Source organism: Rathayibacter sp. VKM Ac-2927, assembly GCF_022815525.1.
Classification (GTDB): Bacteria; Actinomycetota; Actinomycetes; order Actinomycetales; family Microbacteriaceae; genus Rathayibacter; species Rathayibacter festucae.
This window is the reverse complement of the sequence record NZ_JALGRT010000002.1, coordinates 438,955-454,097: the sequence shown is the minus strand read 5'-3', so window position 1 is coordinate 454,097 and position 15,143 is coordinate 438,955. Positions and strand designations below refer to the sequence as shown.

Genomic DNA, 15,143 nt, shown 5'->3' with positions numbered 1-15,143 from the left:
ACCGTGCCGGTCGACAGGGCGCGCATCGAGGCCGCCGTCGCCGAGCTCCTCGCGGCCATCGGGGAGGACCCGGGCCGCGAGGGCCTCTCGACGACCCCGCAGCGCTTCGCCGACTCGTACGAGGAGTTCTTCGGCGAGTTCGACCTCGACCCCGCCTCGCACCTCGCCGAGACCTTCGCGGTCGTCGAGGAGGGGGAGCAGCCGCCGGCGACCCAGACGGTCGTCGTCCGCGACCTCGCCTTCCGCTCCGTCTGCGAGCACCACCTGCTGCCCTTCGCCGGAGTCGCGCACATCGCCTACCGCGCGGGTGAGCGGGTCGTCGGCCTCGGCAAGCTCCCGCGGGTCGTCGAGACCGTCGCGTCCCGGCCGCAGCTGCAGGAGCGGCTCACCGAGCAGATCGCGGACGTCCTCGACGCCGGCCTCTCGCCCGAGGGCGTCCTGGTCGTCGTCGACGCCGAGCACGGCTGCGTCCGGCTGCGCGGCGCGCGCCAGAGGGCCAGCTCGACCGTCACCGTCGCCGCCCGCGGCACCCTCGCCGACCCCGCCGCGCGCGCCGAGATCATCGCGCTGATCGGCGCCGCCCGGGAGGCCTGACGTGGGTCTCGCCGTCACCGATCTCGCACCCGGCCACCGCGCCGCGCTCCTCGGGATCCTCAACGTCACCCCCGACTCCTTCAGCGACGGCGGTCGCTGGCTGTCCGTCGACGACGCGGTCGAGCACGGACTCGGGATGACCCGCCCCGCCGGCGACGGCCCCGCGTCCTTCGGCGCCGACCTCGTCGACGTCGGTGGGGAGTCGACCCGGCCCGGCGCCGCGCGCGTCGACGCCGCTGCCGAGCAGGGGCGGGTGCTGCCCGTCGTCCGCGCTCTCGCGGCCGAGGGCGTCCGGGTCAGCATCGACACCATGAGCGCCGCGACGGCGGAGGCCGCCCTGGACGCGGGCGCGGTCGTCGTCAACGACGTCTCCGGCGGGCTCGCCGACCCGGCGATGCTGCCGCTGGTCGCCGAGCGCGGTGCGGTCTACATCGCCATGCACTGGCGCGGTCACAGCGCCGGGATGACGGAGCTCGCCTCCTACGCCGACGTGGTCGCCGAGGTGCGCTCCGAGCTGGAGCGCCGCGTGGACGCCGCCCGCGCGGCGGGCATCCGCGACGAGCACCTGATCCTCGACCCCGGACTCGGCTTCGCGAAGGACGGCGGCCACGACTGGGCGCTGCTCGCGCACCTCGACGCGATCGTCTCGCTGGGCCTGCCCGTGCTGGTCGGCCACTCCCGCAAGCGCTTCCTCGCGCCCTTCGCGCCGGCCGGCTCGACCGCGGCGGAGCGCGACGACGTGACGGCGCTGCTGAGCCTCGCCGCCGTCGACCGCGGCGCCTGGGGCGTCCGGGTGCACGACGTCCGTTCGAGCGCCCGCGCCCTCGCGCTCGGCGCCCGCCTCCAGGAGGAGCTCCCGTGACCGACCCCGCCCGCTCCGCCGCCACTCCGCCGACGCTCGACGCCGCCGCGCTCGCGCTGCGCGACTCGATCACCCTCACGGGTCTGCGGGTGCGCGCGCACCACGGCGTCTTCGACTTCGAGCGCGAGAACGGCCAGGACTTCGTCATCGACGCCACCGTCTGGCTCGACCTCGCTCCCGCGGCGAGCGGCGACGCGCTGGCCGAGACGGTGCACTACGGCGAGCTGGCGATCGCCCTCGCCGACGCCGTCACCCGCGATCCGGTCGACCTGATCGAGACCGTCGCGGAGCGCCTGGCCGCGGTCGCGCTGAGCTTCGCCGCCGCCGAGGTGGTGCGGATCACCGTGCACAAGCCCGACGCCCCCATCCCGCTGCCGTTCGACGACGTCGCGGTGCAGATCACCCGGGTCCGCCCGTGAGGCCGCGGCAGCAGCGGCTGCTGCCCGAGCGCCGCGTCGTCCTCGCCCTCGGCAGCAATCTGGGCGACCGGCTCGCGCACCTGGAGGCCGCCGTCCGCGCGCTCGCGACGACGCCCGGGCTCCGTCTCGACGCGGTCTCGAAGGTGGTCGAGTCGCCGGCCTGGAAGCTCGACGGCGCCGACGAGGAAGCACCCGCCTACTTCAACGCCGTCGTGATCGGCTCGACGACGCTCGAGCCCGACGACCTGCTCGCCGCCACCGCCGCGATCGAGGGCGCCGGCGGGCGGATCCGCGGCGACGGCGAGGAGCGCTGGGGCGACCGCACGCTCGACATCGACCTGATCGCGGTCGGCGGGGTCGTCCGCGACGACGCGCACCTCACGCTCCCGCACCCCCGGGCCGGCGAGCGTGCCTTCGTGCTCGAGCCGTGGCTCGACGTGGAGCCGCACGCCGTCCTGCCGGGGCGCGGCCCGATCGCCGAGCTGCGCGCCCGCGCGACGGACCGGGTGACCGACCGGCCCGAGGCGATAGCGTGGCGGCGCCCGCGAACCTCCGAGACCGCCCCCGCCCCCGGCCGCACCGACCCCGAGAGCAGCACTCCGTGAAGCGCACCCGCATCAGCTCCCTGCTCGGCCTGGCCCTCGTCGGCGCCGTCGCCGGCTTCCTGATCGACCTGGCCATCGCCTCCGCCGGACGTCCGGTGCTGATCCCGCCGCTCACCGTCCCGCTGACGCTCGTGGTGGTCGCGGCGCTCGTGATCGGCTTCGCGATCCCGATCCACCGCGCGACCAAGGGGACGCTCCGCCGCCCCATCGACCCGTTCCGCGCGATGCGCGTCGTCGTGCTGGCGAAGGCGTCGAGTCTCGTCGGCGCTCTGCTCCTCGGGGCCTCCGGCGGGGTGCTCGTCTACCTGCTGAGCCGGCCCGTGGTGCCTTCGCTAGGCTCCGTGTGGCAGGACGTGGCCGCCATCGTCGGCGCGATCGTCCTGCTGGTGGCCGGTCTGGTCGCCGAGCACCTGTGCACCATCCCGCCGACCGACGACGACGACCCCGCTGTCGGCGAGGTGAACCACGCCTGACGCCGACGCCCGCTCGGACGCAGGCAGGGAGGACGTCATCATGGCCGACGACCAGGAGGCGACCCCCGCGGCCGTTCCGGAGCCGCTGAGCCCGGAGCCGCTGAGCCGGCGTGAGGCGCGGAGCCGCGAGGCGGCGCTCGAGCAGGAGCGCGAGTCGGTCCGGCCCGTGCGGGACGCGGTTCAGCCGGAGCCGGACGCGGTTCAGTCCGAGCGTGAGGCGGTCCACCCGGAGGGCGTCCGGCTCGACTCCGTCGGTCCCGAGCGCGCGATCGGTGGCCGCCTCGACCTGGCCGGTCCGTGGCGGCGCGTCTCGCCGAAGTACGTGGCCGTCGAGGTCGTCTCGGCCGTCGTCTCCAGCGTGGTGCTCCTCGCCGTGCCGACCTTCCTGCTGCTGATCGGCGTCGACTGGGCCTGGATCCTCGTCCTCGCAGCGGCGATCCTCGCCGTCACGCTGCTGATCGTCGCCCCCCGCCGCGCTCGCGCGTACGGCTACCGGCTGCGCGAGGACGACCTGCTCTTCCGCCGCGGCATCATGTTCCAGCGCTTCGTCTCGGTGCCCTACGGCCGCATGCAGCTGATCGACGTCAACCGCGGCCCGCTCGCCCGCGCCCTCGGCCTGGCCGACCTGCGCTTCGTGACGGCCGCCGCGGCGACCGGTGTCAGCATCCCCGGGCTCGTCGACGGCGACGCGGAGGAGCTGCGCGACCGGCTCGTCGAACTGGCGGAGTCGCGCCGGGCCGGCCTGTGAGCGAGGCTCCTGCGGCCGTCCGCGGCATCGAGACCGACCTCGCCGACGGCGAGTGGCACCGCCTGCACCCCGCGACGCCCGTGCTCAAGGGCGGGATCGGCCTGCTGGTGGTCCTCGGCATCCTGATCACCAACCTCCGCGAGCGCCTGCTCGAGCTCTTCCTCCCCGGCCCCGGCGATTACGAGAGCGGCGACCCGGTCGACGCCTTGATCGATCGCGGGCTGATCGGCTGGGCGCTCCTCGCCGTGGCGGCCGGTCTCGCCGTCGCCGTGTTCGCCTTCTGGCTGTCCTGGCGGATGCACACCTTCCGCATCACCGACGAGATCGTCGAGGTGCGCTCGGGAGTGCTGTTCCGCACCAACCGACGCGCGCGGCTCGACCGCATCCAGGGCATCGCCGTGCAGCGCCCGCTGTTCGCCCGGCTCTTCGGCGCGGCCAAGCTCGAGGTCAGCGTCGCCGGGCAGGACGCGAACGTGCAGCTCTCCTACCTCGGCTCGCGGCTGGTCGATGCGCTGCGTCGCGACATCCTGCGGCTGGCGTCGGGGGTGCGCGAGCGGGAGGCGGTCGCGGGGGAGGCGCCGGCCGGCGGCTTCCTCGCGCGCCGGCTGGAGGAGTTCGCCGAGCCGGAGGAGCAGGCTCCGCCCGAGTCGGTCGTCTCCATCCCGCCCGGGCGGCTGCTCGGCTCCCTGGTGTTCAGCGGCTTCACCGTCTTCCTGGTGGTGGCGATCGTGGCCGTCGTCCTCACCTCGGTCTACGGCTCGCCCTACGTGCTGATCGCGATCCTGCCCGGCCTGATCGGCTCCGGCAGCTACTACATCCGCCAGTTCGTCCGCTCGCTGCGCTACTCGATCGCCGCGACGCCGGACGGCGTGCGCGTCGGCTACGGCGTGCTCTCGACCAGCAGCGACACCCTGCCGCCCGGCCGGATCCACGCGGTGGAGATCACCCAGCCGCTGCTCTGGCGGCCGTTCGGCTGGTGGCAGGTGAAGATCGACCGGGCCGGCCATGCGGCGTCCCGCGGTGCGAACGGCGAGCCGAACACCACGATCCTCCCGGTCGGCGACCTCGCCGCCGTCGAGCGCGTGCTCGCGCTGCTGCTGCCCGGAGACGACGAGGGCGCCGAGGCGACCCCGGTCGGCGACGCGCTGCGCCGCCGGGACGCCCCCGGCTTCACGAGCGCGCCCCGCTCGGCGATGCTCCTCCGGCCCTTCTCCTGGCGGCGCACCGGCTTCCGGCTGGCGGAGGACGTCGTGGTCCTGCGCAGCGGAGCCGTCTGGCGCCGCGTCACGGTCGTCCCGCTCGCACGGATGCAGAGCGTCGGCGTGCAGCAGGGGCCGCTGCAGCGGATGCTCGGGCTGGCCTCGGCGCGCGTGCACACGGTCGCCGGCCCGGTCACGCCGCTGGTGCCGGTGATGAGCGTCGCCGACGGAGTCGCCTTCTTCGAGAGCGTGGGTCGAGCCGGGACCGCTGCGGCCGAGCGCGACGCCAGCCACCACTGGGGGCGGCGCGCCGCCGCCGCTCCGACGCCCCGCGACGCGTGGGCCGCACCCGAGGGGGACCCGTATGCCTGACACCCGCCGCGACGGACGCCTCGGCGTCGGGATCATCGGGGCCGGACCCGTCGGCCCGGTGCTCGGTGCCGCGCTCGCCAACGCCGGGCACGCCGTGGTCGGCGTCGCCACGACGAGCGACACCGGCCGCGAGCGCGTCGACGCCCTGCTGCCCGGCGCTCCGGTGCTCGCGATCCCCGATCTCGTCGAGCGGAGCGAGCTGGTGATCATCGCCGTCCCCGGCGCCGAGATCGCGGCGCTGGTGGCCGGCCTCGCCGCGACCGGGGCCTGGCAGCCCGGGCAGCTCGTGCTGCACACCGCGGCGGAGCACGGCTTCGGCGTGCTGGCGCCCGCCCTGGCCTCGGGCGTCATCCCGCTCGCCGTGCACCCGGCGATGACGTTCACCGGGACCAGCCTCGACCTGGCGCGCCTGGCGGAGACGTACTTCGCCGTGACCGCGCCCGGCCCGGTGCTGCCGATCGCGCAGGCCCTCGTCGTCGAGATGGGCGGCGAGCCGGTCACCGTCGCGGAGGCGGACCGCCCCGCCTACGCCGAGGCCGTCTCGACCGCGACCACGTTCTCCACCGCCATCGTCGAGCAGGCCGCCGGCCTCCTCGCCGGCATCGGCGTCGACAAGCCCGGCTTCTTCCTCTCCAGCCTCGTCCGCTCCTCCGTCGACGACGCCCTCCGCCGCGCGGCCGGCTGACGCCGCCCTCCGGCCGAGGAGCGCCGGAGGCGCGCCCCATGCTGGTCGAGTAGCGCCGGAGGCGCGTATCGAGACCCGACGTCATCAGCAGTGCGGGTCTGCAGACTCCTGCTCTGACGCTGGTGGATCTCGATACGCCCGCGGCGCGGGCTCCTCGATCAGCATAGAGGGGAGGGCGCCCGCGGCGCGGGCTCCTCGATCACCGGACTCCGCACCGCCGGTAGGGTTCTCGGGTGATCAGCACCATCGAACGCATCGGCGAGCTCCGGGAGACCCTGCAGGAGGCGCGGCGCGCCGGGGCGCGGATCGCCCTCGTGCCGACGATGGGCGCCCTGCACGACGGGCACCTCGCGCTCGTCGACCGGGCGCGGGAGATCGCGGACGTCGTCGTCGTCTCGATCTTCGTGAATCCGCTGCAGTTCGGCCCGAACGAGGACCTCGACCGCTATCCGCGCGACCTCGCGGCCGACGTCGCCCTGCTCGAGGAGCGCGGCGTCGCGTACGTCTTCGCGCCGACCGTCGCCGAGATGTACCCGGACGGCCCCTCCTCCACCCGCGTCGTCGCGGGGAACGTCGGCTCGCTCTACGAGGGCCGCTCGCGCCCCGGCCACTTCGACGGCATGCTGACCGTCGTCTCGAAGCTCCTGCACATCGTCCAGCCGGACGTCGCGATGTTCGGGCAGAAGGACGCGCAGCAGCTCTTCCTCGTCCGCCGGATGGTGCGCGACCTCGATCTGCCCGTCGCGATCGAGGGCGTGGACACCGTCCGCGAGGAGGACGGCCTCGCGCTCTCCAGCCGCAACCGCTACCTCGACGCCCGCGAGCGCCGGGCCGCCCGGACGATCCCGCTGCTGCTCGAGGCCGCGGCCTCCGCCGCGGACCGCGGGATCGACGCCGTGATCGCCGCCGCGCAGTCCGCCTCGATGGGCGAGCCGCTGGTTAAGCTGGACTACCTCGTCGTCGCGAACCCGGCGACGCTCCTGCCGGTCGACGACGACCACCGCGGCCCGGCCCTCGTGCTCGTCGCCGCGGTCGTCGGCTCCACCCGGCTCCTCGACAACGGCCCGATCCTGCTCGCCTGATCGCGCCCGCCGCCTCCAACCGAAAGCACCCGCGTTCTGACATGGTCGACACTCCCGGCGCCCCCGTGCCCCCGTCCGAGCCCACGCCCGAGGAGGCCTCCGAGCAGAAGGCCGTGCGCCTGGCCAAGCGCGAGCGCCTGATCGAGCTGGCCGGCGACGACCTCGGCGGCGGCGCCTACCCGGTGTCCGTCGCGGTCACCGACACCATCGCCGCGGTGCGCGCGCGCCACGAGGGCATCGAGCCCGACGTCAAGACCGGCGAGCGGGTCGGCCTCGCCGGCCGCGTCGTCTTCCAGCGCAACACCGGCAAGCTCTGCTTCGCGACGCTGCAGGCCGGCGACGGCTCGCGGATCCAGGCGATGGTCTCGCTCGGCGACGTCGGCGAGGAGTCGCTGGCGAGCTGGAAGGAGCTCGTCGACCTGGGCGACCACCTCTTCGTCGCCGGCGAGGTGCTCTCCAGCAAGCGGGGCGAGCTCTCCGTCTGGGTGTCGGAGTGGAGCATCGCGGCCAAGGCGATCCTCCCGCTGCCGAACCTGCACAACGAGCTCGGCGACGAGACCCGGATGCGCCAGCGCTACCTCGACCTGATCGTGCGGCCGCAGGCCCGCGAGACCGTCATCGCCCGCTCGACCGTGAACGCGTCCCTCCGGAAGACCTTCGTCGACCACGGCTTCCTCGAGGTCGAGACCCCGATGCTCCAGGTGATGCACGGCGGCGCCTCGGCCCGCCCCTTCGCCACGCACTCGAACGCCTTCGACACCGAGCTCTACCTGCGCATCGCGCCCGAGCTCTACCTCAAGCGCGCCGTCGTCGGCGGCATCGAGCGCGTCTTCGAGATCAACCGCAACTTCCGCAACGAGGGCGCCGATTCGACGCACTCGCCCGAGTTCGCGATGCTCGAGGCGTACCAGGCCTACGGCGACTACTCGAGCATCGCCGACCTCACCCAGGAGCTGATCCAGAACGCGGCGCTCGCCGTGGCCGGCTCCCACGTGGTCACCTGGGCCGACGGCACCGAGTACGACCTCGGCGGCGAGTGGGACCGCCTCTCGATGTACGAGAGCCTCTCGCAGGCCGCCGGCATCGCGATCACCCCGCAGACCCCGCTGGTCGAGCTCGAGACGCTCGCCGCGCGTGAGGGCGTCGAGGTGCACGTGCCCACCCACGGCAAGTACGTCGAGGAGCTCTGGGAGCACTTCGTCAAGGGCGACCTCGTCCGCCCGACCTTCGTGATGGACTTCCCGGTCGACACCTCGCCGCTGGTGCGCGCGCACCGCAGCGTCCCGGGCGTCGTCGAGAAGTGGGACCTCTACGTCCGCGGCTTCGAGCTGGCGACCGGCTACTCCGAGCTGATCGACCCGGTCGTCCAGCGCGAGCGCTTCGTCGAGCAGGCGCTCCAGGCCGCGGCCGGCGACGACGAGGCGATGCGCCTCGACGAGGACTTCCTCCGCGCGCTCGAGCACGGCATGCCCCCGACCGGCGGCATGGGCATGGGCATCGACCGGCTGCTGATGGCCGTCACCGGTCTCGGGATCCGCGAGACCATCCTCTTCCCGCTGGTCAAGTAGGTTCGAGGCGTGGTCAGGGCATCCAGCATCGTCGCGACGGTCGTCGCCGGCGTCCTCACCCTCGCGCAGTTCGGCGTGGGCGCGGCGGTCGCCGGCTCGGTGCTCGTCGACTCCGCCGATGTCGGCCGTGCGCTGGCGGATCAGCGGGCGGCGGAGTCGTTCACCCCCGACGCCACGATCACCGGTTTCGCGGACCGCACCGCGATGTCCACCCGCGGCCGCGCCCTCTACTACGCCTCGAACCCCTCGGTCGAGCCGACGGCCGGCTTCAACGCGCTCTGCGGCTACGGCGCCTCGGACGAGATCGTGCTCGGCTGCTACACCGGCAGCGACATCTACATCTCGGACGTCGAGAACCCCGACCTCGACGGGATCCGCGACGTGACCGCCGCGCACGAGATGCTGCACGCCGCGTGGGTCCGGATGGACGCCGCCGAGCAGGCCGAGGTCGGTGCGCAGCTCGAGGCGGCCTACGCCGCCCTGCCGCAGGACGGCCCGATCGCCGAGCGCCTGGAGCTCTACCGCACCGGTGGCCTCGGCGAGCGCGTCAACGAGCTGCACTCGATCCTCGGCACCGAGGTCGCCGACCTGCCGCCCGCGCTCGAGGCGCACTACGCCGAGTACTTCGCCGACCGCTCGGTCGTGGTCGGCCTGAACGCCCAGTACGAGGCGGTCTTCACCGACCTCGAGGACCGCATCACCGAGCTGGTCGCCCGCATCGACGCGATGTACGCGGACCTCACCGCGCGCATCGACGCCAACAACGCCGAGTACGACGCGCTGAACGCCGAGATCGACTCCTTCAACGCCCGGGCGGACAGCGGCGACTTCGCCTCGGACGCCGCGTTCGACGCCGAGCGCGCCGACCTGCTCGCGCGGGGCGAGGCGATCGACGCCACCCGGGCCGCGATCGACACCGACGTCGCGATCTACGACGGCCTGCGCGCCGAGCTCGAGGGGCTGAACGCCGACGCGTCGGCCCTCAACCAGTCGATCGAGAGCAGCTGAGCCGCGCCGGGCCGCCGGGGGACCGGTCCGTCCGGCCCGTTCGCTGAGCGGCCGCTCCGGGCCCGCTCCCGGCCGGGCCGGGTAGGATCGCCTCCATGGACTGGGAGCTGTGGAATCAAGGACTGTGGGCACTCGTGCCGACCGTCACCATCGGACTCCTCTTCTGGTTCATCATGCGCGCGCTGATCCGCTCGGACCGCAACGAGCGCCGCGCCTACGACCGCATCGAGGCGCAGGAGCGGGCTCGCCGCGGTCTGCCCCCGCGCGACGCGGCGTAGAGCCCGCGTGAACTCCCCCGACTGGTCGCTGGTCCTCGCGGTCGGCGCGATCGTCGTGGAGCTCGTCGTCCGCGTGATCGCGGTCGTCGTCGTCCCGCGCAACCGCCGCCCGACGACCGGCCTCGCCTGGCTGATGGCGATCTTCCTGATCCCCTACGTCGGCATCCTGCTCTTCCTCTTCATCGGCAGCTACCGGCTGCCGCGCAAGCGCCGGCGCAAGCAGGAGGAGATCAACCGCTTCATCCTCGAGTCGACCGAGGGCATCGACCGGGTCGCCCGCGACCACCCCTGGCCGCTCTGGCTCGAGTCCGTCGTCACCCTCAACCGCAACCTCGGCGCGATGCCCCTCGTCGGCGGCAACGACGCCCGCCTGCAGGGCGGCTACGAGCAGACCATCCGCGCGATGGCCGACGAGATCGACCGCGCCCGCCGCTACGTGCACTGCGAGTTCTACATCCTCGCCGCCGACGCGACGACGGCCCCGTTCTTCGACGCGCTCGACCGCGCCGTCGCCCGCGGCGTGACGGTGCGGATCCTGCTGGACCACATCGCGTCGATCCGCGTCCCCGGCTACTACACCGGGACGCACCGCCGCCTGAGGGCGCTGGAGCGAGCCGGTGCACGCTGGTCGTACATGCTCCCCGTCCGCCCGTGGCTCGGCCAGTACCAGCGCCCGGACCTCCGCAACCACCGCAAGCTGCTGATCGTGGACGGCAACGCGGCGTTCATGGGCTCGCAGAACGTCGTCGACTCGAGCTACAACAAGCGCGGCAACATCCGCCGCGGCCTGCACTGGCACGACCTGATGGTGCGCCTCGAGGGCCCGGTGGTGCAGGGCATCAACGCGATCTTCATCACCGACTGGTACAGCGAGACGGACGAGCTGCTCCTGCGCGAGTCCGAGCCGATGGAGGCGCTGCAGCAGCGCGACACCATCGACTGCCAGGTGGTGCCGAGCGGCCCGGGCTTCGACGGCGAGAACAACCTCCGGCTCTTCCTCGCGCTGCTCTACTCGGCGCAGAAGTCGATCATCATCACGAGCCCCTACTTCGTCCCCGACGAGGCGATGCTCTACGCGATCACGACCGCGACCCGCCGCGGCGTGCACGTCGAGCTCTTCGTCTCCGAGATCGGCGACCAGGCCGTCGTCTACCACGCGCAGCGCTCCTACTACGAGACGCTGCTCACCGCCGGCGTGCGGATCTGGATGTACCGCAAGCCCACGATCCTGCACGCGAAGCACTTCACCATCGACGACGACGTCGCCGTGATCGGCTCGAGCAACATGGACATGCGCTCCTTCACGCTCAACCTCGAGGTGTCGCTGATGGTGCGCGGCTCCGACTTCGTCGAGGACCTGCGCGAGGTGCAGCAGGACTACCGGGAGCACTCCCGCGAACTGACACTGCGCGAGTGGCGCCAGCAGCCGCTGCGCTCGACGATCCTCGACAATCTGGCGCGGCTCACCTCGGCCCTCCAATAGGGGAGGCTCGAGCTTCGCTCAGGAATGGCGAGACTCTCTCACTTCTTGTTACGCTCCGAAGGCGAACGTTCCTCGACGTCCGCTCCTCTTCGATCGGAGTCGCCCTCGTGATCCCTCGTCCCTCCCATCTGAATCCGCTCTGCGTCCCGCTGAGTGCCGGAGCCCGCGCCGTGCGGCTCCGGGGCTCAGCGGGCGCCGTGGCACTGCGCCGCACGGTGGACGTCTCCGTGCCGACGACGTCCGGCTTCCGGATGGACCTCGCCATCGCCGCGACCGAGCGCGTCCGCGTGGTCCACGTCGTCTCGACGCCGTTCGCCGTCCGCTGGCCCGGAGCGAGCGCCGTCGACGGCTCCTCGGTCTTCCTCCTGCCGATGGACGGCGTCCTCGCCGTCGACACGTCGTCCGGCCTGCTCGAGGTCGAGGAGGGCGGGCTCGCCCTCTCCTCGGAGGATCCGGTCGTCGTCCGCACGTCCCGTCCGGCCCGCTTCCTCGTGCTCTGCGCCGACAACGGCGTCTCCGAGCGCCGTCGCGCCGATCCGGTGCGGCTCGTCCCCGCCACCTCGACGACGAACACCGCGCGGACGATGCTGCGGGCGTTCCTGGCCGAGCTCGACCCCGAGAACCCGGTGCAGGCCGAGTACCTCGAGGGCACCGTCCTGCGACTCGCCCGGCTGCTCGGCTCGGAGCGGGAGGAGGGCTCGCGCGAGCGCCTCGGTCTGCACGAGATGGTCGAGGCCGCCCTGCAGGTCATCCAGGCCGACTACAGCGACCCGACGCTCGACCCGAGCACGGTGGCGCGGCGCTGCCGGGTCAGCCTGCGCACGCTGCAGCGCGCGGTGGCCGACGAGCGCGGCTCGACCCTGCGCAGGCTCATCTCCGACGTCCGCACCGAGAACGCCCTGCGCCTGGTCGGCACACCGGAGTCGAGCATCCTCCCGCTCAGCGACATCGCGCGGCGCTCCGGCTTCTCGTCGCCCGAGCGGCTGCGGCGCGCGATCGCGACCGAGACGGGACTGTCCCCGAGCGAGTACCGCCGCCGTCTGAACGGGGAGGACCTCGCCGCGGGCTGAGCCGGCCCTCGCCCGCGGTTCCGCCGATCGTCGCCCGCCCTCGGCGCTTGCGGGTGACGGCGGCTCGCGCAAGGCCCTGTGCTGTCCGAGGCGCCCGGCGTAGCGTCGGAGCGTCCTCAGCACGGTGGGCCGTCGGTCCTTCCGGGGCCGGCACTTCAGAAGGGAACGTCATGGCGGCGAGCAGAACGATGCGCATCCTCATCCTCGGCGGCGGCTACGTCGGCCTCTACACGGCCTGGGGCCTCGAGAAGCTCCGCGGAGCGACGCCGATCGACGTCACCGTCGTCGAGCCGAACCCCTACATGACCTACCAGCCGCTCCTCCCCGAGGTGGCCGGCGGGCACGTCCAGCCGCGCCACGTCACGGTGCCGCTGGTGCAGGCGCTGAAGCGCACCCGCATCGTCCGCGGCGCGATCACCGGCGTCAGCCTGGCCGAGCGCTCGGCCACCGTCGCAGCGATGGACGGCACCAGCCGCACGCTGCCCTTCGACCACGTCGTCTTCGCGCTCGGCGCGGTGACCCGCACCTTCCCGACGCCCGGTCTCGCCGAGCACGCCATCGGCTTCAAGACGGTCGAGGAGGCGGCGCACCTGCGCGACCGCGTCATCGAGAACATCGCGAAGGCCGCGCTGACCACCGATCCGACCGAGCGCCGGCGCCTGCTCACCTTCGTCTTCGTCGGCGGCGGCTACACCGGGGTCGAGGCGCTCAGCGAACTGCTCGACCTCAGCCGCCGCACCCTCGCCGCGCAGCCCTCGCTGTCGATGGGCGACGTCACCTGGCACCTCGTCGAGGCGCTCGACCGCGTCGCGCCCGAGGTCGGCCCGGAGCTCTCGGTCTGGACGCTCGACCACCTCCGCGAGCGCGGCGTGCACGTGCACCTGAAGACGACGATGCCCTCCTGCGAGGACGGCGTGGTCGAGCTCTCCAGCGGTGAGCGGATCCCCGCCGCGACGATCGTCTGGACCGCGGGCGTGAAGCCCAACCCGATCCTCGACGCGACCGACGCGCCGCGCGGGCCGAAGGGGCACGTGATGGCCGACGCTCGCCTCCGGGTGATCACCGAGGACGGCGAGCCCGTCGGCTCGGCCTGGGCGGCGGGCGACGGCGCGCAGGTGCCCGACCTCACCGCCGCGAAGCAGCCCGCGTACTACCCGCCGAACGCCCAGAACGCCGTCCGCCAGGCCAAGCTGCTGGCGCGCAACATCATCGCCGACATCACCGGCGGCCTGGTCGAGGAGTACCGGCACGTGTCCGTCGGCACGGTCGCCGAGTACGGGATCGGCAAGGGCGCGGGGGTCATCAAGGGCGTGAAGCTCCGCGGAGTGCCCGCCTGGCTCGCGCACCGGGCGTACCACGGGGCGGCCGTGCCGACGTTCGACCGCAAGTGGCGCATCATCGCCGGCTGGGTCGTCGACGCTGTCTCGCGCCGCGACCTGTCGCCGATGAGCGCGCTGCAGGATCCGCGCCGCGCGTTCCGCGAGACCGCCGAGGCGACCGACCGCGAGGCGGCGGAGAAGCGCGCGGCGAAGGAGAAGGAGAAGGCGGCCGGAGCCTCCTGAGCCGAACCTCCTGAGCCGGACCGGCGCCGGCGCGCTCAGGCGCGTCGGCGCGGCTTCAGCCGGACGGTCGGCAGGGTCGGCGCCGGCAGTGCCAGGCCGGGGTAGTCCGCGACCGTGCCGAACGGCCCGTCCGCGTCACCGCCCGCGATGACGTCGCTCTGCCAGCGCTCGCGCGCGGAGGCGACGTCGTCGTGGCTGCGGCCGACGAAGTTCCACCACATCACCAGCTGGTCCGGGAACGGCTCGCCGCCGATCAGCACGACCCGGGCGCCCGCGTCCCCGGCCGCCAGCACCAGCACGTCGCGACCCGGCGCGAGGTAGGCGAGGTCGGAGCGGGGGACGTCGACGCCGTCCACCTCGAGCGGGCCGGCGTCGACCAGCACTCCGTGCTCCCACGCGGTCTCGAGCGGGATCTCGACGCGGGCGCCCGGCTCGAGGTCGAGCTGCGCGGCGACGAGCGGGGTGAACACGCTCGCGGGCACGGAGGCGCCGAGCAGCTCGCCGACGAAGACCTGCGCCGTCGCACCGGGCAGCTCCACCCGCACGCCGCGGTGGTGCTCGAAGAACGGCTCGCCCAGGCGCGCCTCCTCGGGCAGCGCCACCCAGAGCTGCACACCGTGCAGAACGGGCTCGGCGCCGGTGGAGACCTCGGAGTGCGAGATGCCGCGCCCGGCGGTCATCAGATTGAGCTCGCCCGGACGCACGAGCTGGTGGCTCCCGACGCTGTCGCGGTGGTCGATCTCGCCCTCGAAGAGCCAGCTGACCGTCTGCAGTCCGGTGTGCGGGTGCGGCGGGACGTCCATCCCCGCCTCCTCGCCGAGGCGCACCGGACCGTAGTGGTCCGCGAAGCACCAGGCGCCGATCGTGGAGCGCGAGCGCTGGGGGAGGGTGCGCCGCACCTCGATGGCGCGGGCTCCGCCGAGCGGCACGAGTCGCGCCTCGAGGATCTCGACGGGAGACGCGGCGACCGGCTCGGACGCGACCGCGTGCTCGTCCGGATGCTCCTCCAGATTGCTCATAGCGGAAGTCTATGTCTGTGCATAGAAATCGGTCCTCACGCCCAGGGCGAACAGGGGGTCCGACCGGGGGGAGCGCTGGCTACAGTCGAGCTATCGGAGCCCACCCCTGCGGGTTC

The 15,143-nt window shown here is 73.4% G+C and carries 16 protein-coding genes; 15 read left to right on the top strand and 1 reads right to left on the bottom strand.

What is annotated here, in order from left to right; all coding sequences use genetic code 11:
- Positions 1-3 precede the first annotated feature (3 nt).
- The 15 genes from folE (at position 4) to MT353_RS07285 (ending at position 14,008) form a co-directional block, all read left to right on the top strand.
- The gene (folE, locus tag MT353_RS07355) at positions 4-594 is read left to right on the top strand and encodes a GTP cyclohydrolase I (protein ID WP_123446802.1); all 591 of its coding nucleotides are present in this window, start codon (positions 4-6) and stop codon (positions 592-594) included.
- 1 nt (position 595) lies between these two features.
- Positions 596-1,456: a dihydropteroate synthase gene (gene folP, locus MT353_RS07350; protein ID WP_243623994.1), complete on the top strand. Its 861-nt coding sequence runs from the start codon at positions 596-598 to the stop codon at positions 1,454-1,456.
- Entirely contained in the window at positions 1,453-1,875 is a 423-nt protein-coding gene (gene folB / locus MT353_RS07345) for a dihydroneopterin aldolase (protein ID WP_243581149.1), read from the top strand. The genes folP and folB overlap by 4 nt, the downstream gene beginning before the upstream one ends.
- Entirely contained in the window at positions 1,872-2,480 is a 609-nt protein-coding gene (gene folK / locus MT353_RS07340) for a 2-amino-4-hydroxy-6-hydroxymethyldihydropteridine diphosphokinase (RefSeq protein ID WP_243623993.1), read from the top strand. The genes folB and folK overlap by 4 nt, the downstream gene beginning before the upstream one ends.
- Positions 2,477-2,953 carry a DUF3180 domain-containing protein gene (locus MT353_RS07335; RefSeq protein WP_123446799.1) on the top strand — a complete coding sequence of 159 codons (477 nt, stop codon included), beginning with the start codon at positions 2,477-2,479 and terminating at the stop codon, positions 2,951-2,953. Before folK ends, MT353_RS07335 begins: the two co-directional genes overlap by 4 nt.
- 268 nt (positions 2,954-3,221) lie before the next feature.
- Positions 3,222-3,701: a PH domain-containing protein gene (locus MT353_RS07330; RefSeq protein WP_374204701.1), complete on the top strand. Its 480-nt coding sequence runs from the start codon at positions 3,222-3,224 to the stop codon at positions 3,699-3,701.
- A complete protein-coding gene (locus MT353_RS07325) occupies positions 3,698-5,272 on the top strand; it encodes a PH domain-containing protein (RefSeq protein ID WP_243623991.1) in 1,575 nt (524 codons plus the stop codon). Before MT353_RS07330 ends, MT353_RS07325 begins: the two co-directional genes overlap by 4 nt.
- Complete coding sequence (locus MT353_RS07320; RefSeq protein ID WP_243623990.1) at positions 5,265-5,957, top strand: Rossmann-like and DUF2520 domain-containing protein; 693 nt, start codon at positions 5,265-5,267, stop codon at positions 5,955-5,957. The genes MT353_RS07325 and MT353_RS07320 overlap by 8 nt, the downstream gene beginning before the upstream one ends.
- 233 nt (positions 5,958-6,190) lie before the next feature.
- Entirely contained in the window at positions 6,191-7,039 is an 849-nt protein-coding gene (gene panC / locus MT353_RS07315; RefSeq protein ID WP_243623989.1) for a pantoate--beta-alanine ligase, read from the top strand.
- A 41-nt stretch (positions 7,040-7,080) separates the two neighbouring features.
- Positions 7,081-8,607 carry a lysine--tRNA ligase gene (lysS, locus tag MT353_RS07310; RefSeq protein ID WP_123736616.1) on the top strand — a complete coding sequence of 509 codons (1,527 nt, stop codon included), beginning with the start codon at positions 7,081-7,083 and terminating at the stop codon, positions 8,605-8,607.
- A gap of 9 nt (positions 8,608-8,616) precedes the next feature.
- Positions 8,617-9,615, top strand: coding sequence for a hypothetical protein (locus tag MT353_RS07305; RefSeq protein ID WP_243623988.1), 999 nt, complete (start codon positions 8,617-8,619; stop codon positions 9,613-9,615).
- A gap of 95 nt (positions 9,616-9,710) precedes the next feature.
- The gene (locus tag MT353_RS07300; RefSeq protein ID WP_123446793.1) at positions 9,711-9,893 is read left to right on the top strand and encodes a hypothetical protein; all 183 of its coding nucleotides are present in this window, start codon (positions 9,711-9,713) and stop codon (positions 9,891-9,893) included.
- 7 nt (positions 9,894-9,900) lie between these two features.
- Positions 9,901-11,376 carry a cardiolipin synthase gene (gene cls, locus MT353_RS07295; protein WP_243598148.1) on the top strand — a complete coding sequence of 492 codons (1,476 nt, stop codon included), beginning with the start codon at positions 9,901-9,903 and terminating at the stop codon, positions 11,374-11,376.
- A 197-nt stretch (positions 11,377-11,573) separates the two neighbouring features.
- Positions 11,574-12,446, top strand: a complete 873-nt coding sequence (locus MT353_RS07290; protein ID WP_243598149.1) for a helix-turn-helix domain-containing protein — start codon at positions 11,574-11,576, stop codon at positions 12,444-12,446.
- Between the two features lie 170 nt (positions 12,447-12,616).
- Positions 12,617-14,008: an NAD(P)/FAD-dependent oxidoreductase gene (locus MT353_RS07285; RefSeq protein WP_243623987.1), complete on the top strand. Its 1,392-nt coding sequence runs from the start codon at positions 12,617-12,619 to the stop codon at positions 14,006-14,008.
- 35 nt (positions 14,009-14,043) lie between these two features.
- On the opposite strand, the gene MT353_RS07280 is transcribed toward MT353_RS07285, so the two are convergent.
- The gene (locus tag MT353_RS07280; RefSeq protein WP_243623986.1) at positions 14,044-15,027 is read right to left on the bottom strand and encodes a pirin family protein; all 984 of its coding nucleotides are present in this window, start codon (positions 15,025-15,027) and stop codon (positions 14,044-14,046) included.
- Positions 15,028-15,143 lie beyond the last annotated feature (116 nt).

What these genes read in the sequence shown, in the direction of transcription:
- MT353_RS07300 (WP_123446793.1), top strand. Translation starts at nt 9,711, where the DNA reads ATGGACTGGGAGCTGTGGAATCAAGGACTGTGGGCACTCGTGCCGACC.
- MT353_RS07280 (WP_243623986.1), bottom strand. Translation starts at nt 15,027, where the DNA reads ATGAGCAATCTGGAGGAGCATCCGGACGAGCACGCGGTCGCGTCCGAG.
- MT353_RS07285 (WP_243623987.1), top strand. Translation starts at nt 12,617, where the DNA reads ATGGCGGCGAGCAGAACGATGCGCATCCTCATCCTCGGCGGCGGCTAC.
- MT353_RS07320 (WP_243623990.1), top strand. Translation starts at nt 5,265, where the DNA reads ATGCCTGACACCCGCCGCGACGGACGCCTCGGCGTCGGGATCATCGGG.
- lysS (WP_123736616.1), top strand. Translation starts at nt 7,081, where the DNA reads ATGGTCGACACTCCCGGCGCCCCCGTGCCCCCGTCCGAGCCCACGCCC.